Source organism: Ruegeria sp. A5, from assembly GCF_056543005.1.
On record NZ_JBQGAV010000009.1, the window covers coordinates 148,220 to 170,930 of the forward strand.

Genomic DNA, 22,711 nt, shown 5'->3' on the forward strand with positions numbered 1-22,711 from the left:
ATCAACGCTCTCCCGTGATGATGCGGCGAATATAGGTGTTGAGGATCACAGCCCCCAGCAGGATCACCCCAAGGAAGACCCGGAACAGCGAGCTTTCGACACCGGCAAAGAACAACCCCTGTTGCACCACGCCAAAGATCAGCGCGCCCAGCGCTGCGCCCAGTACCGAGCCGTATCCTCCGGTCAGAAGCGCGCCGCCGATGACCACGGCGATGATCGCCTCGAACTCTTTCAGCAGACCCCGGTCAGCACCAGCCGATCCGAACTCCATCACCTGACAGACCGCAAAGACGGTGGCGCAGAAGGCCGTGAACATAAACATGAGAATCTTGACCCGGTTCACAGGCACACCCGAGTTGCGCGCCGCCTCAGCATCCCCGCCCGAGGCGAAGATCCAGTTGCCGAACCGCGTTTTGGTCAGCAGCACATGACCAAAGATGATCAGTGCGATCGCCCAGACGATCAGCATTGGAATACCATCCACAACCGGCTGACCGGCGCGGGTGCCACGCTCGAATACGGCGATGATCCCGGCATCCCCGAGCCATTGGAACAATCCCTGCAAAATTTTACCACCAAAGATCGGCGCCAGCCAATCGCCTTCGGCTGCGTCTTTCACACCGCCGATAATAGTTTTGCGCTCGATCACCTGCGGCAGGAAGATGGTAAAGCCGCGCAAGATGAACAGAAAGGCCAGCGTTACGATAAAGCTGGGCAAACCAGTCCGGATCACGATCCAACCATTCAGCGCGCCGATTGCCACCGCCATTGCAAACGTGACGAGAATTGCCATCCAGACCGGCCACGCGAGCGTGACCGAAAAAATTGCGATCATCATGCCCGAAAAGCCGATCATCGACCCGACTGACAGGTCAAACTCACCCGCGATCATCAGAAGGCAGGCACCCACGGCGATGATCATGAACTGCGCCGAGACAACCGACCAGTTCATCATGCCCTGTGCGTTGAACATGCCGCTGTCAAAAGCGAACAAAAGAAAGAAGGTGAAGACGGCAACGGTGCCAACCATCCCGCCAAGTTCAGGCCGGATCAAGGCCTTGCGCAGCGGCGATATTTCTTTAATCCGTTCGTCGGTTACAGCCGTGTTTTGAGCAGACTCGCTCATTAGAACGCCCCTCCGAGTTAAGCAGTGATTTTGCGTCAGATAGTTGTTGGCGGGCGCCGCTTTGGCGGGGCGCCCGCGCTGTAAGAATCAGCGGTACTCGCCAGCAAATTCTTCGATCTTGGTCAGACCATCAGCAGTTACGAAGCCGGGACCCGAATTGATGTTGTTGCCCGGCAAAACGCCATAGCGGTGGTAGTTGGTCATCACAACAACCGGCAGGTAAGCCTGCAGGAAGGGCTGCTGATCAATTCCCCACTGGATCACGCCAGACTTGATGCCTTTGACAATCTCACCACCCAGATCGAAGGTGCCGAAATAGATGTCACCGGCCATACCATTTTCTTCCAGCGCCAGAATTGTCGGATCAGCCGAGGTTGGACCCAGTGTCAGAACCGCATCAGTATCCGGGTTCGCCGACAGATAGGCCAGCACGCGGTTCTTGATCTCGGCTGGGTCCTGGCCGGCGTCGATCATCTGATCCCCCAGTTCAATGCCCAAGCCGTCTGCAAAGCCCTGACAACGTTCCTGGCTTGAGGGCTGAACGATATAGTGGTTCACACAAAGGAACGAGCCGATGCCGTCACCCTTGGCGCGCTGGCCTGCAGCAAATCCGGCATCATATTCGGGCTGACCCACATACATCAGGGCACCAACTTCCCGGGCCTGATCCGGCGTACCAGTGTTCATGATGATCACATCAACGCCCGCATCGACCGCCGATTTGATCGGTCCGCTCAGCACATCATAATCCGCCAACGTGGTAATGATCCCGTTCGGGCCCGAAGCAGCCGCCTGATCGATAATCCGCGCCATATCGGCAAGGTCGCCAGTGGGCGGATTGCGGTATTCGACTTCGACACCCATCTGGTCGCCTGCCAGCGCGATGCCGTTCTTGATCGTGTTCCACCAGCTATCGCTGTCTGGCGCGTGGCTGACCAGAATGTATTTCTCACCTTCCGCCGCAGCGCCCGTGGCTGCGATCAGAGGCGTCGCAGCTACCGCCGCCGCCAGCGCCAACTTCTTCGTCAGTGAAGTCATGATGTCCTCCCAAAACTCATGTTATCGCGGATTGAGGCAGTCCTTCGCACCTCTCCGACTCGAGTTAGAGCATATCTGTCAAAATTTTGCAACCGGTTGCAAACGGTGTCAGATGTGTTTCATACTGTATCTGCCAAAGAATACAGGTAAAAGGACTGCCACTAAACGCAGGAAGGTCAGACGGATCATGGCTGTCACATTGAAAGAGGTTGCAGAACGCGCCGGCGTTTCACGCTCGGCGGTGTCGCGCACTTTCACCGATGGGGCCTCGGTTTCCGACAAGATGCGCCGAAAAGTCGAGAAGGCCGCGCGTGAGCTGGGATACAGCCCAAATGCACTGGCTTCATCTCTGACCACAGGCCGAACTAAGCTGATCGGGCTGGTCTCGAACAACTTCCACAACCCGATATTTCTTGAAGTTTTCGACCTCTTTACCCGGGGGCTGCAGGACCGAGGCCTGCGCCCGTTGCTGGTGAATCTGACCGACGAGGTTGAACCCGAAAATTCGGTACGAATGCTGCGCCAATATTCGGTCGATGGCGTTGTCGTAGCGTCGTCGACCTTGCCGCCCGGGTTCGCAAAAGCGTTTCGGGATGCTGGCGTACCAGTGGTGCACAGCTTTGGCCGGTCATCCTCTTCACCGCAGGTTCATGTGGTCGGGATCGACAATGTGGAATGCGGACGCATGGCGGCCCGCGAGCTGGTCGCGCGTGGTTATACGAAAGTAGCCTTTCTCGGCGGGCCCGAGGCGGCGACCTCGACTCAGGATCGCCATGCGGGATTCATGTCAGAGATGGCCCGGCATCCTAGCATTGATGTGACCTGCTCGTTTGCTGAGGCTTACTCATTCGATGCAGGTCGTCAGGAAATGCTACGCTTGCTGCAATCTGAGCGGGCTGATGCATATTTCTGCGGCGATGACGTGTTGTCCATCGGGGTGTTATCCGCAATTCTGGATAGTGGCCTAAAGGTGCCCGAAGACATCGGCATCATCGGCCTGAACGACATGGAAATGGCACGGTGGGAGAATATTGATCTCACCACCATCCATCAGCCGATCCGGCAAATCGTGAGTTCCTCGATCGAGCTAATGGTGGCAACCCTGAACGAACCCGACCGATATCCGGAGGCGCGGATATTCCCATGTTCGGTGGTGGAACGGGGCACATTGCGCCCCGTATCTGAGAGTTAACGAAACATCGGTGGCCGGGCATCCATCCACGCGCTGCCCTGTTTCGCCGACTCGACCGCTGTATGCACAGCCGCCATCGACCGCACGCCGTCTGCCGCATTGGGCAAGCCGTCGCGGGTTTCCCCGGCAATAGCATCTGCGAGATCGCAATAGATATTCGCAACCGCCAACGGGAACCCTTCGGGATGCGCAATCGCCACCCGGCTGAGTCGTTGCGCGTCTTCATGCAGCCCGCCTTCGCCTTTTTCTATGATCTGCAGGCGACCACCAACAGGCGTGTAGATAAGCTGGTTCGGCTGCTCCGACGCCCATCGAAGACCGCCGGTTTCTCCGAACACCTGAATGTCGAACCCGTGCTGCCGACCGATGGCGACCGAAGAGGTCCACAACCGGCCAACAGCGCCTTTTGTCGTGCGGAAGTTGACCATGGCATCATCTTCAAGTTCACGGCTGCCAATGGTTGAAGCAAAATCTGCAGACAGGGTCTCAACCTCATCATCCGCAATGAATCCGGCCATGTGCATCGCGTGGATACCGCAATCAGCGAACTGCCCGGAAACACCCGCCATCGCAGGATCATAGCGCCAGCGCACGCGTGGATTGTCAGCATCAGTGGCGTCTCCGTGATGGCCGTGACTGAAATTGGTAACGACCAGACGGATTTTGCCGATCTCACCTGCGCGCACCATCGCGCGAGCCTGACGCACCATCGGATAAGCCGAGTAACAGTAGTTTACCGCGCAAATCTTCCCTGATTTCTCGGCGACTTTGACAATCTCTTCGCCCTCTTCCACCGTCATGGTCATGGGCTTTTCGCACAGCACGTTGAACCCGGCCTCAAGGTACGCTTTGGTGATCTCGAAATGCGTCGCATTTGGAGTGGCTACAGTGACCAGATCAATCCGATCCTCGCGCCCGCGCTCACCTTCCAGCATCTCGGTCCAGTCGCCGTAGGCTCGGTCTGCCGCGATACCCAATCGTTGGGCGTATTCGCGACCAATGTCAGGCCTGTGATCCAGCGCTCCGGCGGTGAATTGGAAATGCCCGTCCGCCAGCGCCCCCAACCGGTGCGCCGGTCCGATCTGGCTACCTTCGCCGCCTCCGATCATGCCCCATTTCAGCTTGGTCATGGTCTGGACCTCCTTAACTGAAACCAATTGATTCAAGGTATTCACGATTCTTCCGCGCGTCCCCTACAGGATCAGGGTCGAGCGTTGGGTCGCAATCCTGCTCGACCGTGCACCATCCTGTGAAACCTGCGTCCAGCAGCACCTGGCGAACGGTCGGAAAGTCCACGTCGCCGTCGCCCAGATTGCAGAAAATCCCCTGCCCGCAAGCATCATAGAAGCCCGTCCGATTGGCAATTACATCCGCTTTCACTGTCGGAGAGATATCCTTGAAGTGCATGTACGAGATCCGATCAACGTAGCGCTTCATGAAGCCGACCGGATCGAACCCGGCATAAGAGTGATGCCCCGTATCGAAGCAAATTTTAAGAAGGCTTTCATCGACCTCGTCCAGCAAACGGATAAGTTCAGGTTCAAAGTCCATGAAGCCCGCAGCATGAGCGTGCATCCCAACGGTCAGCCCGTATTCCTCGGACCCGATCCGCGCGCTTTCAGAAATCCGATCCCGGAACGCCGTCCACTCGGCCTTGTCCATCTGCTCAGCCTCATCGGCGCGACCAGCGGTTGGCGCGCGGCGGGGTGAGATCGCATCGATCAGCACCATGTGCTGCGCCCCATGCGCTTTCAATGCGCGAGCGGTGCGGTGGGTGGCGTCCAGCACGTCTTCCCACGCGTCGGGGTCGTGATAGTTGCGGAACACAACGCCGCCGATCAGTTCAAGATCATGCTCGGCCAGCGCATCGGCCAGCACCGCAGGGTCTTCGGGCATGAAACCCACCGGGCCGAGTTCGATACCCTTATACCCGGCCGCAGCGCATTCGCTGAGAACGGTTTTCCAATGCGGATTGCGCGGGTCCTGCGCAAATTCCACGCCCCAGGAACAGGGCGCATTGCCAATTCTGATGCTCATCTTGTCTTGTCTCCGATGCTCAGAAATCTTCGATATTTTTCCAGCTTTCATCCGCTGACGATGCCAATGCCGCAGCGACGACCCGGTTGACCTCATGCCCGTCGTGGAAGGTCGGCCAGACCGGTTTACCTGTCTCGATCGCGCGCAGGAAATCTCGCGCCTCGATGATGATCTGATCCTGATAGCCCGTGCCATGGCCCGGCCCTTGACAGAACGGCTCATAGTCCGGGTGCGCAGGGCCGGTCAGGATCTTACGAAAGCCACGCTCAGCTTCGGGACCCTCCATACGGTAGAGCCACAAAACGTTCTGGTCTTCCTGATCAAAGCGGATCGCACCCTTGGTGCCACTGATCTCATAGGCATAGCCCATCTTGCGCCCAGTCGCGATTCGACTGATATAGATCGATCCCATTGCTCCGTTCGCGAACCGCACCATCATCTGAGCGTGGTCGTCATTGTCAACTTCGCCACCCGGGCGGCTATTGTGCACGGTTTCGACCTCGGCCATCACGCGTGAAATCGGGCCGATCAAAGCCAGTGCGGCATTGATCATATGAGGCGCAAGATCACCCATCGTTCCGTTCGACATTCCTGTTGTACGCCAGGTTGCCGGGGCTTGAGGGTGCGCGTAGAAATCTTCGGTATGCTCACCCCGAAACCATGTGATGTCGCCGATCTCTCCTTCGGCTATCAGAGCGCGAGCGTATTGGCTGGCCGGGGTGCGGATATAGTTGAAACCAACCATGTTGGCCAAGCCCGAGGCCTCGGCCGCTGCTGACATCGCCGCACCATCCTCCAGCGACGCGCCCAAAGGCTTTTCACACAGCACCGGTTTGCCCAGCGCAAACGCTGCCTGAGCGATCTCGCGATGTGTTTCCGGAGGCGTGGCGATCACAACGGCCTCGACCTTCGGGTCGTTCACCAACACACGCCAGTCATCCGTCGAGCGCGCGAATCCATAGGCCTGACGATACCGCTCAGCGCTTTCCGGTGACGAGGCGCACACCATCTCTAACCGTGGTCGCAAGGCCGTGTTGAACACCGCCCCAACCGAGGACATGGCGACCGCATGAGCCTTGCCCATATATCCGCCGCCTAGAATGCCAATGCCGATCTCTGCCATTCCGACGTCCTCCCTCGCTTTTTCTTGAAAACCATTTGCAACCGGTTGCAAAACTTGTATCGTGAGAATAGGACTCTCGCAAGCTGCATTCGGCACTGCATCATAATTTTCCTAAAGGAGCCCGCAGACATGTCCGCGCAACACGAAACTGTTTACCTGACAACGGCGCAGGCGATCATTCGCTGGCTGTCGAACCAGTTTATAGAGATCGATGGTCAGGAATATCGCCTATGTGGCGGGGGCTTCGGGATTTTTGGTCATGGCAATGTGACCTGCCTGGGCGAGGCACTGAATACTGTCCGGGATGAGCTGCCGTTGTATCGCGGACAGAATGAACAGAGCATGGGATTCGCCGCCGCAGGCTATGCCAAGCAGTGGCTGCGTCAGCGATTCATGTTCTGCACCGCTAGCGCAGGCCCCGGCACTGCGAATCTGTTGACTGCTGCTGGACTGGCCCATGCGAACCGGCTGCCAATGCTGATGTTGTGCGGGGACACGTTCATCACCCGATTACCGGATCCGGTTCTGCAGCAGATGGAGAACTACTATGACCCGACGTTTGGTGTGAATGACGCCTTCAAACCGGTCAGCCGCTATTGGGATCGCATCACGCATCCGGCACAGGTCATTCAATCTCTGCCCGCCGCTATAGCGACAATGCTGGACCCGGGCGATTGCGGGCCGGCGTTCCTCGGGTTGCCACAGGATGTGCAGGGTTGGACCTATGATTACCCGGTGAAGTTCTTTGAGAAAAAAGTGCATCGCATTCGTCGCCAATCTCCGGATGCGGATGAAATCGCCGATGCCGCTACCGCGTTGGCAAGCGCGAAACGCCCGATGATCATCGCGGGTGGGGGCGTGCAGTATTCCAAAGCCGTGACCGAGCTGACCGAATTCGCCGAAAAGCTTCAGATCCCGGTCGTCGAAACCATCGCGGGCCGCGCCAATATGCTGGCGACCCACCCGCTGAACATTGGCCCGATCGGCGTCACTGGATCGGACAGTGCCAACGCAATTGCGGAGCAAGCCGATGTGATCGTCGCTGTTGGCACGCGGCTGCAGGATTTTACCACCGGATCGTGGACCGCCTTTGCCAAAGACGCTCAGTTCATCTCGATCAATGCTGCGCGGCATGATGCGGGTAAGCACATGTCCTTACCAGTTGTTGGGGATGCCAAGCTTTCAATTCAGGCTCTAACACAGGCAATTGACTACACGGCTGCATCCGATTGGGTTTCACTGGCGCAAGACGAGCGCCGCAATTGGGATGCTTACGTGGCTGAGAATGTGTCTTACGGGAACCGTCCAAATTCCTATGCTCAGGCCATCGGCGTTGTGAACGAACTCTGTGACTCGCGTGACCGCGTGGTCGCCGCTGCCGGAGGTCTGCCCGCTGAAGTCACCGCCAACTGGCGCACGCTGGATATTGGCACCGTTGATGTTGAGTTCGGATTCTCCTGCATGGGCTATGAGATCGCAGGCGCTTGGGGGGCGCGCATTGCCCAATCTGAGCGTGAGCCGGATAAGGACACGATTACGTTTTGCGGTGATGGCTCATATCTGATGCTGAACTCGGACATCTATTCCTCGGTTCTGAGCCGCAAAAAGATGATTGTTCTGGTGCTGGACAATGGCGGTTTTGCAGTCATCAACAAGCTGCAGAACAACACAGGCAACGAAAGCTTCAACAACCTGCTGGAAGACTGCCCCACCATCCCCGAAGCCTTTGGCGTTGATTTCGCGGCCCACGCGGCCTCGATGGGGGCCACCAGCGAAAAGGTCGCGAACCCGGCAGAACTGGCCGAAGCGTTCAAGCGCGCCAAGGCCAGCGACAAGACTTATGTGATTGTGATGGACGTGGACGCCTATGAAGGCTGGACCACTGAAGGCCATGCATGGTGGGAGGTTGGAACACCCCACACTTCGGCTGACGAGAGGGTTCGTGATGCTCATGTCGAATGGGAATCGACCCGCGAAAAACAACGCAAGGGCATCTGATGAAACGGTTCAAGGCAGAAACGGCTGACCCAGACGTCATTGTGGATGAATTGCTGAACGGTGATGGAGTCGTCGCAATCTCGGGCCTTTTCACCCCTGAAGAGATCGCCGAGGCACGTGCCATCGTCATGGCCGAATCCGAAACAGCGGCCGAGAAAGTGACCCATTTCCAAGGCGCTGCGGAAGAGGATGGCAAACTGAACCTGCAGCGGCGGGTCTGGAATCTGTTGGCTAAGGGCGACGTGTTTTCACGCATGGCTGCGCATCCGGTTCTGATGAAGATCCTCCGCAAGTTTCTGGGGACCGAGTTCATCATGGGCTCGATCGCTGCTAATCGCATCCTGCCGGGCGGGCCGGGGCAGGAGCCGCATGTCGACTATCCCTATTGGGACTTTCACAGCCCCGAAACGCATCCCGTCGGTCTGAATGGATCATTTCCGATGAATGCACAGGTCTCGGTTTTGCTGGACCCGTTCACCAAGGAAAGCGGCGCGACCGGCTATGTACCCGGATCGCAGAAAGAGCTGCGTTATCCCACGCCCGAAGACAAGTTCTATGACAAATGCGAGCAGATGACCGGTGAGCCTGGTGATGTTGCTCTGTTCTATGGCGTAACGTGGCATTGCGCGATGCCGAACAAAGCGGATCACGACCGCAGCGCGATCCTGATCCAGTATCTGCCCAAATGGGTTAAACCGATGGAAGATATGCCCGCTGCGCTACCGCAGGATTTCCTTGATCAGGCAAGTCCCGATCTGCGGCAGTTGCTGGGCTTGAACTATCCCTACCCCGAGGTGCTGGATGCCGCGCGGGCAGGCAATACCGAGGGGCGCACGTGACTCTGATTGAAGGTATAAAAGGTAACCGCTTTGCCGTGTTCGGCAGGGCCGGAATGGACATGTTTGCGGATCCGGTCGGAACCAAAAGCGAAGACGCACAGGTGTTTCGCGCCGATCTGGGCGGATCAAGCGCCAATATCTGCGCCGGACTGGTGAAGCTGGGATCGCAAGCGGCGCTGGTCACCTCGGTCTCGGATGATGCCGTGGGGCGGTTCTGTGTGAACCGGCTGCGCGACTATGGCGTTGAAACGAGATATGTCCGAGCTGTGGGTGGCGAGGCGCGTACGTCCTTGGCTGTCTACGAAAGTTGCATCGAGGACTTTCAGAATGTCATCTACCGCAACGGCGCCGCTGATTTCCAGGTAACCGAGGCGGATATGGATGAGGTCGACTACAGCGCCTTCTCAGCCCTGATCACGGCGGGCACGGTGTTTGCTGCGGAACCCTCACGCTCGGCCACCTTCCGCGCATTTGAAAATGCGCGCGCCTCAGGTCTGCCGGTGATCTTCGACATCGATTACCGCCCCTATAGTTGGCCATCACCTAAAGTCGCCTCAGAGGTTCTGACCCGCGCAGGGAATGAAAGCGATCTGATCGTAGGCAATGATGAAGAGTTCGGCTTTATGGCGGGCGGCATCGAAAAAGGTTTAGACAAGGCCCGCGAATTGGCGGCCAACGGCAAGATGGTGATCTACAAGATGGGCCATGAGGGGGCCATTACGCTGGCAGACGGGCAAGAGGTCCGCACCGGCATCTACCCCGTTACCGCCGTGAAGCCCAACGGCGCGGGCGACAGTTTTCTGGCCGGTCTGCTGGCCTCGATCGCTGCGGGGCATGACCTGCGCGATGCGGTGCTGCGCGGTTCGGCCTGCGCGTCGATCGTCGTGTCGAAACCCGGCTGCGCCGGGGCCATGCCGACGACGCCCGAACTTGACGAATTTCTGGCCCAACACCCGGGCACCACGGATACCTGAAAGGAGACGCAGATGCATATTGCGCCCCATGACAACCAGAACAAACCTATCGTCGATGCCGACCATGATCTGGTGCCGCTAAACTATTTCAACATCGTCAAACTGAAAAAGGGCGAGGTGTTCGAATATGCCGTGCCGGGCTATGAGACCTGCATCGTGCCCGCCACCGGTACCGTGGATGTCGATGTGGACGGCGCGATCTATACCAACCTTGGCAACCGCACCGTCGACGTCTGGGATGGCGAGCCCGAGGGCGTATACGTTCCCGTCGGCGCCAAGGTTCGAATAACCTGCATAACGGATGAAACCGAAACCTTCATCGCGGGCGCAAAATTCGACCGTGTGCTTGAACCCTTTGATGTCCGCGTACCCGAGCTGGACCTGGTGCAGTATGGATCGGACGACACCAAGACCCATCGAAAAATCAAACACATTCTGGGCGCGAACCATCACGACAAGGTCGGCCGCTTGCTGGTGTCTGAACTTTATACCGTGGGTCAGGGCGGCTGGTCCGGCTTTCCCAGCCACAAACATGACACCGACCGCAAAAGCGACGATGGCGAAATGATCGAAACCCGCCATGACGAAACCTATAATTTCCGCTTCCGGCCCAACTATGGTTCTGGCGTCCAGATGCTGCAGCGCGAAGACAACAAGCCGGGTGATGCCTATCACATCATGGATGGCTCGACGATCTTGCTGGACAAGGGCTATCACCCCTGCGCAGTTTTGCCGGGGTATGAAATGTACTATTTCACCATCCTCGGCGGGCTCAGTCAGCGCTCGCTGAAGCAGTATTTCCAACCGACCCATGCAGCCCAGCTGCATACGATCCCGGGCATTATGGACATGGTGGCCAAGTTCAAATGAGCCTTGTGACATTATCGGACGTGCTGCAACCCGCGCTGCGCGACGGCTATGCCGTGGCCGGGTTGGTGACGCTGGGCTGGGAGGATATGCGTGCCTACGTGGCCGCTGCCGAAGCCGAAGGCGTGCCCATCATTCTGCAAGCCGGACCGTCCTGCCGTGAACACACGCCGCTGCCGGTTCTGGGTAAGATGTTCCGCCATCTGGCCGAAGGTGCCAGCGTGCCCGTCGTGGCGCATCTGGACCATGGCTACACCTATGACGAATGCCACATCGCCATCGACAGCGGCTTCACCTCTGTCATGTTTGACGGCTCACGCAAGCCTTTGGAACAGAATATCGCCGAGACCGCTGCAATTGCCGAGATGGCCCATGCCGCTGGTGTCTCCTGCGAGGGGGAAATCGGTTTTGTCGGCTATTCGGGTGGTGAAGGTTCGGACGGAACCGACCCGGCGGAAGCCGCGCAATTCGCCCGAGAGACCGGCGTGGATGCAATGGCGATCTCGGTCGGCAACGTCCACTTGCAGCAGAACAAAGAGGGCGGTCTGGACGAGGCCCGAATCCGCGCCATCGAAGCCGTGACCGATATACCTCTGGTGATCCATGGCGGCTCGGGCGTGCCGGTTGCGCAACGTGCTGCGCTGGCGCGCGGATCGAAAATCTGCAAATTTAACATCGGGACCGAGCTGCGAATGGCCTTTGGGAATGCCCTGCGAACGGCCGTGAATGCCGATCCGGACAGGTTCGACCGCGTTCAAATACTGAAAGATACACATGAACCGGTGGTCGAGGCGACGCGCCGGGTACTGAAAGCGTTCAAAGGGGCATGACATGCTGAATATTGGGCTATTGGGATGCGGGCGGATCGGTCAGGTTCATGCGCGCTCGATCGGGCAGATTGATGGCGCACGGGTGAGCGCAGTGGCGGACGCATTCACAGAACCGGCTAAGATGCTGGCCGACAAAACTGGCGCACAGATCCTGTCGGCGGACGAACTGATCGAAAGCAAAGATGTCGATGCTGTCGTCATCGGTACTCCGACCGACACCCATTACGATCTGATCCATAAAGCGGCGAATGCCGGCAAAGCGATCTTCTGCGAAAAGCCGGTGGACATGTCCGCTGACCGCATCCGCGACTGCATCAAGGTGGTCGAAGCCACCGGCGTGCCCTTCATGACGGCCTTCAACCGCCGCTTTGATCCGAGCTTTGCCAATATTCAATCCCGCATCGCCGAAGGTGAGATCGGCGCGGTCGAAATTGTCACCATTCTGTCCCGCGACCCCTCGCCGCCACCGATCAGCTATATCGAAAGCTCGGGTGGGTTGTTCCGCGATATGATGATCCATGACTTGGATATGGCACGTTTCTTGCTGGGCGAAGAACCTATCAGCGTTTACGCTGTTGGATCATCGCTCGTCGATCCCGAGATCGGCAAAGCCGGAGACGTCGACACCGCAGCCGTAACCCTGACGACGGCCAGTGGCAAGATTTGCCAGATCTCCAACTCGCGCCGCGCCAGCTATGGCTATGATCAGCGCATTGAAGTGCATGGCGAGAAGGGCATGTTGCGGGCCGAAAACATGTTGGAGAATGCGGTTGAGGTCGCGACTCCGTCGGGTTTCCGCAAAGCCCCCGCCCAGCATTTCTTTCTTGAACGCTACGAAGGCGCCTATCAAGCCGAGATGGCCCATTTCACTGCCGCTGTGTCCGGATCAGGACAACTTGCACCAGGTATCATCGATGGGCTGCGGGCTCAGTTGCTGGCCGATGCGGCGGATGCGTCCTTGAAGCAGGGCACCGTTATCAGCCTCGCTTGAGGTTTTTGGGAAATCATCGAGGTTCAAGGTACGACGCGCCAAACTCGTACCCCCTCAAGAAATCATCAGACATCTTCTAGGCGCGCCGTATCGTTTTGGTATCTGGGCGAGATGTCCGGAATGTGTCTGAAAGATTAATTTTCCCAACTACGGGGAACCCCCAATATACGGGCCTACACGCATCGCATAACCTGAGCTCAACGGACCACTTTCACTGATCCGTGTATCCCCTTCAGAGGGGTTGGCTCGACCCCCTCGCCAACCCCTCTGCTAGATGGAATACGAGGCGACGCTTTCAATCTAATACCGCTATCGCGAGATTTGGACGATGCGGGCTTTAGACCTGTTCACTTTGCGCGACGACGGCGTCACCGATGGACGACAAAGAAGTGTATGGTATTTCTTTAATTGTTTAATTTCATAACCTTATCGTAAAGCCTTCGGCGCCCCTAGAGAACAGTTGTCACGAGCGCGACAACATGCGCTTAAAGGCCCTACAGCTTTGCGGTGCTACGTTAGATCGCTGAAACAAGCGCATTCACGGCTCCGGCAAAACCAGCCACTGCCACAACACTTGCCAAAATGACGCAAAGAATTTCCAACGCACTGAGTTTCATATCGGCCCCCACCGGAATGCTGCACCCGGCATAGAGCAAGTCTTGAAAGGCGAAAAGTGAGCTTATGTTTACGTTGCGGAAACTTGCTATCCAGGTAGCGCTTACTTGCTCAGATACCGCTCTCAGGACGTTAGTTGGGGTCGTTCTGATGGCATTTCTATCTTGACCTGTTGCACCTCTGCATCGCCGATTGCACATCATTCGGCGCGCAACGATCAATGGAAAGATACCTGAAACTGCGCCCATAGAATCTAATGGCGCTGTCGAGGTACATCATAACTACACCCAGATGCGCGATACAAAAGGTTTGAACGCGCATTGTATCAACGCCACCGAAAATGCGCTTCGGTCATTGGGCTATCAGAAGACTGCTCGTGGGGCGGCATATCGAACTAGGTAACCCCCTCAAATCCAGTTGGAAAAACTAGAAAGTGCTAAAAATAAAGACATGCCGCCCACTGTGCCAGGATGGCATTATGGCAAAAATGTGTCCACGGCTAAATTCGAAACTCTTAGTTCGCGAATTGGAAACAAGATGTTTCGGAAAGATTCTCGGGACCACTGAAAACCCTGCGCTTCGAAGGTGCTCAGTAATGAAAGTTTGATTTCAACTAATAACTCTACTACATCACTCACTCTTCTAAGAGGCATGCTGACAAGCGGATCGTCGTTGCCTTTTTGTCCTTCTCGGCAGAAACAACGATACTACGATCTTTAGGTTATGAGCCTGACGAGTTTTGATCGTTAATCGAACAGTCCGGTGGACTGTTTGTAGTCTGCACGGGCTGCTCTGGGGTTTTCCGACGCTGGTTGCGGGAGGGCGCAACCACCGATGCCGAACGCAACTGAAATGTCAGGTATAGGTGGTGATTTCAACGGATCGTCGCGTCACATGCGTTGAACCGTTCTGCTGGCGTTTGCTTTTTTTGCATTTCAGCATTCGAAGTGCGAGCACAAAACAATGACGCGGAAGTTAACAATCTATTCGTAGAAGCGGTAGAGCTTTACCGGCAGTCAAAAAAAGTGTCTGGAAACGCCAAGTTAGAGGCATACAAAAAATTCGGAGTCGCTTCGACAAGATTCTGAGCGACTATACTGAATTAAAGCCTGCAAGGGGGGCGGCCCGGGAGGGTCACCATTACCAGCCTTCCCAACTCCAGACCGAAAGGATGGAACGATTTGAAACGCGAAATTGTTCGGGGTTTTCAGATCAGATACGATAACGGCACGGGGGCGAATGAAACCGCAGCGGACGCTGCATTTTGCGCGCATCTTGCGTGGCGGCTATGATGCCGCTGAACCCAATCAATTCTTAGAGCAAAGAGGCTGGACGTTTTTAAATGCTTACAAAGCGATCGTGCTCTTGTCGGTGATGTGACCGCTTCTATCACTTGACGAAGCACACTATGGGCCGAGCTATGCGCATTTGTTTGGCGCACGAGACCAAGCAATTTAGACAACTCAGCCCACCGCGCATGGACTAGCCCAAAATGATAGTTCTCGGCCTAGCGCACGGGTCGAGGCCGAGATTCGCGATGTCGCCATATAATTGACCGATATTTTTTGTCTGATGCAGTGTTTGGCAGTTTACTTGGTTTCCTTGCTAAGAATGAGGCTTCCGGCCAAAACGAAATGCCCAAGGGGCAACTGTACTACGCACTGCCACAAACCCAGTGCAGCGAACACTGAATTGTGCTATCCTTACGCCGCTATAGTGGTTAGTTCATTGCGTGAATGTTTTGCCGTTCAAGCGCACTCAGCTGATAGCTGTTGTTTTTAAGTCTTTGCTTTTTTGTCGTTAAGTTTTTCCGGGAGGGTTTTATGATCAGTAGTCTTTGCGCAGCCTTTTTTAGCAAGGCTCGTTACGGAACTCCGATGTGTTTATTGGTTTCATTGTCCATTGCGACGGATGTTCGCGGTCAGGACAACGAAATCGTGACGGTGCCAAGTGTTTTCTACAGCTATCTGTCCGAGGAAAAAGATTCTGAAGGTAACCACATAAAGAAGTTTTTTGACCTAAAAGAGCTTTCCGACCAAATAAGCGAGTTGGGCCTAAGCTCCGAGTCCGCACTTGCGATAAATGCTTCGGAGGAGGATGGTTATAGATCATTGAACGAAGATGCTTTTATCAATGCTCTGAGACAAAGTGATAACCCTGGGTTGGAAGCCCTTGGTGACTCACTCGGGTATTTTGAAGATGAAGAACTGAACGGTGGTGGAGTGCAAGCCGCGGCAGCGATAGAAATGCTAACAGTTTCTGACATCGGCGCAGAAAAGTGTAAGGCGCTTCCGCCTGCCCCACCAGATCTGGGCAATCCAAATAACAAATGGGAAATCTACAAAACGGCTATTTTGGGTCGCAGTTCCATGACTGCCGTCCAGTACGCTTTTGATCAAGACGCGAACGAGGGCCTTGGTCGTGGCCAATTCGACATAAGAACCACCAAGTTTGTCCTATGTCGTAATCTACTTACGAACGACATAGAGGGCATCCCAATCAATGTGCGGTGGGTATTCAATGTGAATGGCCAAAGCCTGAAAGTCGAAGAATCAGGCGGCTTTTCAAACCCGCCGCCCAATGGTGGTTCGTATCAGCAGCGGTTTATTGCAAGAGGAACGGGAATTCAGCTTGTACTTATGCAAATTGACGGCACGGCGCTGCCGCCCAACAACCCTGCATACCTGATTGTAGGGAATGCCTGTATCGACATTTGGTTCGTGGATAAGGTTAATGGTTTTGACATTTCCGTGCCGGCGTCGCTGCCAAACGCAGGTGTGTTTTGTGCGGGCGGCTATTGCAAGGGCGTTCCACCGGGTTTGGATGCGACGCGATAGGTCAATTCTTCTCGCACGCCAAAATTGAGGCATCGATAAAACCGAGATGCGCTCATGTGAGCGCAGCGAATGGCACTTTGGACTTTGTGACCTGCGGTGGTGATCGCGACTTACGCCGTTAATCAAGAGAACTGGCGACTAGTTCATGTTGACAAATGGCGAAGCCAAAGTCGGTTGGACTCTATGTCTATGATATCCCAGGAAGCTTTCTGCGGCCTTGTGGTAGCGGATCGCGACACGTCGAGCGTTTTTGAGCCTGTTAAAGCAGCGCTCGACCCGTTTTCGCGGACGGTAGAGTGAACGGTCGACACCAACGCGCATCTTTGTGTTTTTCCGTACCGATATCTGGGTCATCACAACTCGATTATTCATCTGTCTACGTGTTTTGTCAGCATCATAGCCGCGATCTGCTATCAACACGCGCGGCTAAGGCAGATTGTCTACCTTTACCAAATCGAAACCACGATAATCAGATGTCCAACCCGGTGTGATATCGGTCCTCATATGCAAGCCAGTGTGCGTTTGCGAGCAGGTGGGTCACACGCCCATTCTGAAAGAGAACATGCGAGCAGGTCTGGACCTTCCTACTCGCGTTCTTTCCTTCGATCAGATTGATCGCCTGCAGATCTGCTACACTGGCTCCCAGTTTCTTGAGGTCCGGCATGGGTTCACAGACGCCTCTGCGTTGCGTGCATTTCAGAGCAAGATAAAGGACGTCCACACGAGAAAGGCCCCACGGCATCCGAACGCAAGGCCCTTCACATGCGTAGTTATATCCCGCTTTCTACGGGATATCGCTGGTGGAGCCTTCGACGTGGAAGTTCATGCCGGCTAGCCTAAAAGGACGAATGTCAACGTTCGCGAAATAGAAAAAACGGCACCGGCTGAGACACGCAACCCGCGACTGGGCGGCCAACTCCGCTGTTCTGTCAGCGCGTATTCACAATGGGTGGTTCTGAACAACGACCGAGGCAATAGTGGACACCTGCCGCGTCGCCGGGGTCCAGCGTCTTTGGTACGCCTGTTTCTTCCCGGAACATCATGTCGATACAGGCGGTTTCGTTTTTTTCGAAGATCAGGGGGATACGCCCAAAATTATCTGACAAAATCTTGTCTCGATCAATCATTACTTTCCATTTCGCGCGGCCCTTGCGAAACTCCCAATTCGCTTCCCAATAGGTAACGATTGTGATGTCCTTTTTCGCGGCATAAAGCTTGTATTTAAACTGCTTCGCCATATCGGCGCTGACCTTAAGTTTTGTCGCATCAAAAGCTTCATGAAATACGCCTTTTTTCTTGCTCTCAGATTTTTTTTCTTCCCATCTGGCGTTCTTGGCCTCGACGTGGAAGTACTGGTAACGGACTGCTGGCGTTAGCCTTCCGTCGCGCGAGACTGCAGTTCGCATCAAGACACAGAGACGAAGGTCGCCGCTTCGCTTCAAAGGCGGCCCATCTGCGCCGACCGAATAATAGTACCCGCTTAACGAGGGTTTATGCAGACATTTGTCCAATATCTGCCCCTTGACCGAAAGTGTCCTTGCGCCGAACAGGTTTTTGTTGTTCGCAACCCTGACAACCGGTTCTGTTGCGACCCCGGAAAACCCGCCGTAATCGCGGACAAGCGACGCCCTGTTCAGAGCTGGACAAACATTTGGCGGTTCACAAGGGGGCGGGCTGAGCACATCCAAGAGCGCTGTGAATTCCGCATCCGTGAACTCTTTCACTTCCTTGGGCCGGGCTCCCTGATCCTTGCTGCGAGATACTACGCCCGCGACCACCTTCTGGTCGGGCAAGTTGATCGTGTTGAATGATGATCCCTCCTCATCTTCCACTACGTAGGAACAACTGGCAACAAGAGCGGCAATGCAAATTAACAGCAACATACTTAAACTGGGTCTTTTCATAATTTACTCCGACAACAAAATTCGAGTAATGTCGGAACCGTAGCACGTTCGGTTTGAAAAATCTGAGAATTCCCCCGGTTTGCGGGAAAATGTGGACTATGAACGGGATTTCGGGTTGCAGGGTGCAGCGTGGTCAAACGGCGGGATGGGCCTTAATCTTCTTTTCGATTGTATCGGTCAGCCGTTCATGGAACCTGATGGAGGAGACCGCAAGAATCTCACGGGCTTTGGACATTTCCACGGCGGCTTCTTCCGGATCGCCCTGATGGAGCAAGGCATCCGCAAGCAGGCTGTGCGAGAAGGCAACGATCTGACCCGATCCTGTCTCCACATATTTTTCAAGCCCGTCCCGTAGGGTCTTGACACTCGTTGCTTCGCCACATCTGGTCTCGGCCCATCCCACAAGTACGGCGGACCAGTGTTCCCAATACTTGAATTTCTTTCTTTTGCTGGTTTCGTACGCTTCCTTGGCAAATTCTAGACAGGGTGCGGGCTCACCGTAGGTACAGTAAATGGACGCGATAATGCTCAACGCGTAGCAGCGGGAGAATTCGCTGCGTTCGGCGCGGGTTTTGGCTATCGCCTGCTCCAGTTCCGAGCGCACCTTGTCATCTTCAGGGTCCTGCAGAGTGCGTGCCCAGCAGCGCATCACCATATCGACAATTTCCGTATCCGCTGGATAGAATCGGTTGATTTCGCTCAAGTCGCACTGGGCGCGATGTTCAAGTGCACGGTCCAGATGAGAAATCGCCTGGTCGAATTCGCCCCTAAGCAGCGAAGCCAAGCCGCTATTGTGTTCGCTTAAGGTGTGCAAAGCGGCATTGGGGTCATCGGCCAGCATGTCAGTCATTTGTTCGCAATACGGCCAGGCCGCATCGGGGCGGCCACCGATCAAGTGTTCACCTATGAGCTGGTGGAGGTTGGTAAAAGCCACTTCGTGATCGCCACTTTTCTCGTTAAGCGCGATCAGCTTTTCCAGATTTCTTGTGATGTCGGGCGAGCCCCAGCTGCGCATTTCAAGGGCGACGGCGAGAGACTGGCGCAATTTGATCTCGATCTGGTCGGACGTTTCGTGGTGCTCAAGCCTGTCGTGCGCCTCGATCGCGGCGCTCATCTGGGCAATTGCTTCGTTGCTGGCATAGTTGCGCAGGCTCAGCTTGGCAGCTTCGTGCCACCGATCCCGCGCTGCGTCGAATTGTTCCGCCTTTTTGTAGTGCAGCGCCAGAATTTCGGGCTGACGTGCGCAAAGGTTCGCAAAACGCGCTACCATGGTTTCGGCAATGCGGAGGTGAAGACTCCTTGCCTGTTGTGGTAAGATCGCCTCGTAGGCGACATCGCTGATCAGGGCATGGCGGAAAGAAAAACTGCTTTCGCCTCCTTCAAATTTCTCCACCATGGTCTGTGCGCGTGCGAGGTTTTGAAGCTCTGACAGGATTTCATCGACCGGTCGCCCAGCAACGGCGGCGACGAGATCACTCGTAAAGCCCTGTCCCAGAGCGGCACAAATTGAAATCGTGTCCGGTGCGACGCTCAGATGGTCGAGCCGGACCCGGAGCAGGTCCTTCAAGTTCGACGGGAATAGTGTTTCTTGTTTCAAATGGCCGTCCGGCCGGATTGAACCCGCGGAGCGGGCCAGCATACTCACCATTTCCTCAACAAAGAGCGGTACGCCTTCCGAGCGGGTGATGATGGTTTCCATAAGCCCGTTCAGTGCCATTCCGTCGCTCATCAGTGCTTCGAGTAGCTGTGCTGTTTCGCGCGTGCCCAAACTGGGCAACGACAATGTGGTGACCTTGGGCAGGTTCGACCACCTTGGTGTGTATTCAGGGCGGTAGGTGCCCAGTACCATGACCCGCAGATTGCCGATTCGCTCCAGCAGGTTGTTGAGCAACTCTTCGGAAGAGGGATCGATCCATTGCAGGTCTTCGAAGAGGATAAAGACAGGTTTTTTGAGCGAGGCGCGTTCGACGTAGTTTTGCAGGATCTCAAAAGTGCGCGTTTTAATCTCTTCGGGCGCCACAGGCGGGCGTTGCTCCGGCGCACCAAAAGAAAGCAGGTTGGAAAACAGTGAGGTCACTTCGTCGGAGGCGTTGCCGCGCTCTTCCAGAAACGTTTTCAGTTTGGATTCACGCTCTTTGAGAGTGTCGTTTTCCTTAAGGCCGACAGCATTGATGATATGTGACTTTATTGGAAAGAACGAGCTGTTTTCATGGTAGGGTGAGCACTGGAAGCTGAGCCTCTGGCCCATGGGGAGAACGAGCGTTTGCTGTATTTCCTCTGCTAGACGCGACTTTCCGAGCCCCGCCTCGCCAGAGAGAAATATTGCCTGTCCTTCGCCACGGCAGGCGGCGTTCCAGCGTCTGCGCAGCAAGTTGAATTCGCCTTCACGTCCAATCAGGGGGGTTAGCGTGCCGTGTATCCGCTTCTCGAAGCGTAGCTCTGTCTTTCGAGATTCTTTGACCAGCCAAACACTTACAGGGCGCGAAAATCCTTTCAGTTGGTGTTTGCCGATCGAAGTGCAGCGGAAGTTGTACCCCAAAAGCCGCCGCGTTCGCCCAGATATGGCAATTTGCCCAGGATCGGCCAGCGCCTGAAGGCGGGCGGCGAGGTTGGGGATATCCCCCAGCACGAAACTGTCGACCTGTTGTGTACCGTGCATAATGTCTTCGAGCAGAACATCGCCGGTCGCTATGCCAATGCGCACGGACAGTTTTTCTAGCGGGGGAACAGGGATCACGCTCACTTTTTCGATGATTGCAAGTGCCGTGAGCACTGCGCGCTCTGCATCATCTTCGTTGGCTACCGGGTGACCGAAGTAGGCAACCACCCCGTCACCGACGAATTGAGCGACATAGCCGAAATTCTCTTTGATCGCTTCGGCACAGAGGTTCTGAAAGGCCTTGAGCGAGTCTCGATACTGCTCGATCCCCAGTTCCTGCACGAGCCCTGTCGAGTTGACCAAATCAACGAACATGATCGTCATCTGACGCAACTCGCCGATGGACCTTCGCGGCCGTTCTGTCGCGATTTCGAAGGCGGAGGCGGATTCCTGAAAACCGGCAACGTCGGGGTCTTCCCTCTCCTCCGGCAGCGCCCTCATCGCTTTGAGAAGTCGTTTGCTATCGCCAAGCGCGATGCCAAGGCTTGCGAAATCCTGCTCAGAAAGCTCTCCGATGACGTCTAAATCAATGGAATTGGCTTCCATCACGTCGAGGTATTTTTCCAACTTCAGAGATTCGAGCCATGACTTTAATGTAAGCATCGGCAACGGGCCCTTCAATTCTCTACGGTTCTGGCAGGCCGGTTAACGCGAAGCCAATCCCGGATTAATGAAGCCAACAAGAACTCGCGCCAAATGTCAAAGGATGTGCGCTGTTTGTGCCGGAAGCACAACTACTACTTGAAGGCGCAGTTGCCGAACGGGTTAGACGTCGGTTGAAAGAAGACGCGATCCGGGATTTGAAGATCAACGACCACGACATGGTAAAAGAAGTCCGCGAACGCGTGAGCCATGGCTACCGTATCCAGCACAGTCGCGGTCTTTGAACACGGTGCGGATTCAGCAAGATCTTCATGTTCAAACGCAATCCCGATCAAACGATAAGAGAGAAGATCACCGTAATGCTGTCCGGTGCGGTCAAGCGGGGCTGGGACTGAACCTGTTGTCAGTTGCGCAGAAGAGATCGGGGCCGGGTTGACACATATCGGCGTTAACCGACCGGAGTGGCCTCGTCGCTTGTCAGAGAGAGGAGGTATCCAGGCACTCACCCGGCACCCTTGCGCTTGAGACTATCACGTCCGGATAACCACCCAAAGTCAAAACAGACAAAATTTAAATAACTTCATTGAGTTAAACGTGTAGAAGTCGGGCCTGATCTCAGTAGTGGTAACCGTGAGGTAACCACGCCGTGCTGCCCTTGACAGGCAAGCAACGGCTCACAGGTTAAGAGTACTATCAACCCACCAGCCGTGATGGCTGGGCCGCAATCATTGGGAGAAAATAGGACGACTCATCGTCCTTGACACACTCGATGGCAATGATCCTGATCTCGTTTGCGCGATCCGTCATCTCAAGCGAAAACGACATCCATCATTCGCAGCTGTCTATCGGAGATCAGGTTGATCCCAGATGATGGAAAGTATGCGATTGAACTTGTTGGAGAGTTGGCAGGTTTGCTTGCGTTGGGAGCATCTCAGAACGAACAAAGCCGCCCTGAGGCGGCTCGTCTGACACTGCGTTCGACTGTAATGGTTGCGGGAGCAGGATTTGAACCTGCGACCTTCAGGTTATGAGCCTGACGAGCTACCGGGCTGCTCCATCCCGCGACACTTTAAGTGAC

Annotated in this window: 16 protein-coding genes, 1 tRNA gene and 1 pseudogene; 9 read left to right on the plus strand and 9 right to left on the minus strand. The window is 55.5% G+C overall.

Translation table 11 applies throughout. From position 1 onward, the window contains the following. Nucleotide 1 precedes the first annotated feature (1 nt). Nucleotides 2-1,126: an ABC transporter permease gene (locus ACR0AY_RS18195; RefSeq protein ID WP_170408588.1), complete on the minus strand. Its 1,125-nt coding sequence runs from the start codon at nt 1,124-1,126 to the stop codon at nt 2-4. A gap of 87 nt (nt 1,127-1,213) precedes the next feature. Continuing rightward, a complete protein-coding gene (locus ACR0AY_RS18200; RefSeq protein WP_170395010.1) occupies nt 1,214-2,164 on the minus strand; it encodes a sugar ABC transporter substrate-binding protein in 951 nt (316 codons plus the stop codon). A gap of 187 nt (nt 2,165-2,351) precedes the next feature. Here ACR0AY_RS18200 and ACR0AY_RS18205 point away from each other — a divergent pair, with 187 nt between their 5' ends. Then, nucleotides 2,352-3,356 carry a LacI family DNA-binding transcriptional regulator gene (locus ACR0AY_RS18205; RefSeq protein WP_170395012.1) on the plus strand — a complete coding sequence of 335 codons (1,005 nt, stop codon included), beginning with the start codon at nt 2,352-2,354 and terminating at the stop codon, nt 3,354-3,356. On the opposite strand, the gene ACR0AY_RS18210 is transcribed toward ACR0AY_RS18205, so the two are convergent. From ACR0AY_RS18210 to ACR0AY_RS18220, 3 genes are read right to left on the minus strand one after another with little or no spacing between them, the layout of a single operon-like run. Continuing rightward, nucleotides 3,353-4,486 (minus strand): Gfo/Idh/MocA family protein, encoded by a 1,134-nt coding sequence (locus ACR0AY_RS18210; protein ID WP_170408589.1) that lies wholly within the window; start codon nt 4,484-4,486, stop codon nt 3,353-3,355. The two genes, ACR0AY_RS18205 and ACR0AY_RS18210, sit on opposite strands and share 4 nt — an antisense overlap. 13 nt (nt 4,487-4,499) lie before the next feature. Then, complete coding sequence (locus tag ACR0AY_RS18215; RefSeq protein WP_170515248.1) at nt 4,500-5,393, minus strand: sugar phosphate isomerase/epimerase family protein; 894 nt, start codon at nt 5,391-5,393, stop codon at nt 4,500-4,502. 19 nt (nt 5,394-5,412) lie between these two features. Then, nucleotides 5,413-6,516, minus strand: a complete 1,104-nt coding sequence (locus ACR0AY_RS18220; protein ID WP_170395018.1) for a Gfo/Idh/MocA family protein — start codon at nt 6,514-6,516, stop codon at nt 5,413-5,415. A gap of 129 nt (nt 6,517-6,645) precedes the next feature. Between ACR0AY_RS18220 and iolD the strand changes: the two genes are divergently transcribed. From iolD to ACR0AY_RS18260, 8 genes are all read left to right on the plus strand, one after another. Beyond that, nucleotides 6,646-8,514 (plus strand): 3D-(3,5/4)-trihydroxycyclohexane-1,2-dione acylhydrolase (decyclizing), encoded by a 1,869-nt coding sequence (gene iolD / locus ACR0AY_RS18225; RefSeq protein WP_170515250.1) that lies wholly within the window; start codon nt 6,646-6,648, stop codon nt 8,512-8,514. Continuing rightward, the gene (locus ACR0AY_RS18230) at nt 8,514-9,353 is read left to right on the plus strand and encodes a phytanoyl-CoA dioxygenase family protein (protein ID WP_170395022.1); all 840 of its coding nucleotides are present in this window, start codon (nt 8,514-8,516) and stop codon (nt 9,351-9,353) included. Before iolD ends, ACR0AY_RS18230 begins: the two co-directional genes overlap by 1 nt. Beyond that, nucleotides 9,350-10,327, plus strand: coding sequence for a 5-dehydro-2-deoxygluconokinase (iolC, locus tag ACR0AY_RS18235; protein WP_170515253.1), 978 nt, complete (start codon nt 9,350-9,352; stop codon nt 10,325-10,327). The genes ACR0AY_RS18230 and iolC overlap by 4 nt, the downstream gene beginning before the upstream one ends. A 12-nt stretch (nt 10,328-10,339) precedes the next feature. Beyond that, on the plus strand, nt 10,340-11,197 hold the full coding sequence (locus ACR0AY_RS18240) for a 5-deoxy-glucuronate isomerase (RefSeq protein ID WP_170515256.1): 858 nt from the start codon (nt 10,340-10,342) through the stop codon (nt 11,195-11,197). Next, nucleotides 11,194-12,024, plus strand: coding sequence for a class II fructose-bisphosphate aldolase (locus ACR0AY_RS18245; RefSeq protein ID WP_170515259.1), 831 nt, complete (start codon nt 11,194-11,196; stop codon nt 12,022-12,024). The genes ACR0AY_RS18240 and ACR0AY_RS18245 overlap by 4 nt, the downstream gene beginning before the upstream one ends. Nucleotide 12,025: 1 nt before the next feature. After that, nucleotides 12,026-13,015 (plus strand): inositol 2-dehydrogenase, encoded by a 990-nt coding sequence (iolG, locus tag ACR0AY_RS18250; RefSeq protein WP_170515262.1) that lies wholly within the window; start codon nt 12,026-12,028, stop codon nt 13,013-13,015. Between the two features lie 1,854 nt (nt 13,016-14,869). After that, a complete protein-coding gene (locus ACR0AY_RS18255) occupies nt 14,870-15,010 on the plus strand; it encodes a hypothetical protein (protein ID WP_170515265.1) in 141 nt (46 codons plus the stop codon). A gap of 443 nt (nt 15,011-15,453) precedes the next feature. After that, nucleotides 15,454-16,467, plus strand: coding sequence for a hypothetical protein (locus ACR0AY_RS18260; RefSeq protein WP_170515268.1), 1,014 nt, complete (start codon nt 15,454-15,456; stop codon nt 16,465-16,467). Nucleotides 16,468-16,610: 143 nt separating this feature from the next. Here ACR0AY_RS18260 and ACR0AY_RS18265 read toward each other — a convergent pair. The 4 genes and pseudogenes from ACR0AY_RS18265 to ACR0AY_RS18280 all read right to left on the minus strand — a co-directional run. Continuing rightward, nucleotides 16,611-16,980: pseudogene (locus ACR0AY_RS18265) on the minus strand (transposase); the annotation flags it as partial. A gap of 416 nt (nt 16,981-17,396) precedes the next feature. Beyond that, nucleotides 17,397-18,350: a hypothetical protein gene (locus tag ACR0AY_RS18270; protein WP_480454490.1), complete on the minus strand. Its 954-nt coding sequence runs from the start codon at nt 18,348-18,350 to the stop codon at nt 17,397-17,399. Between the two features lie 154 nt (nt 18,351-18,504). Then, nucleotides 18,505-21,633 (minus strand): adenylate/guanylate cyclase domain-containing protein, encoded by a 3,129-nt coding sequence (locus tag ACR0AY_RS18275; RefSeq protein ID WP_480454491.1) that lies wholly within the window; start codon nt 21,631-21,633, stop codon nt 18,505-18,507. A 987-nt stretch (nt 21,634-22,620) separates the two neighbouring features. Beyond that, nucleotides 22,621-22,697, minus strand: a tRNA-Met gene (locus ACR0AY_RS18280). Nucleotides 22,698-22,711: the final 14 nt, after the last annotated feature.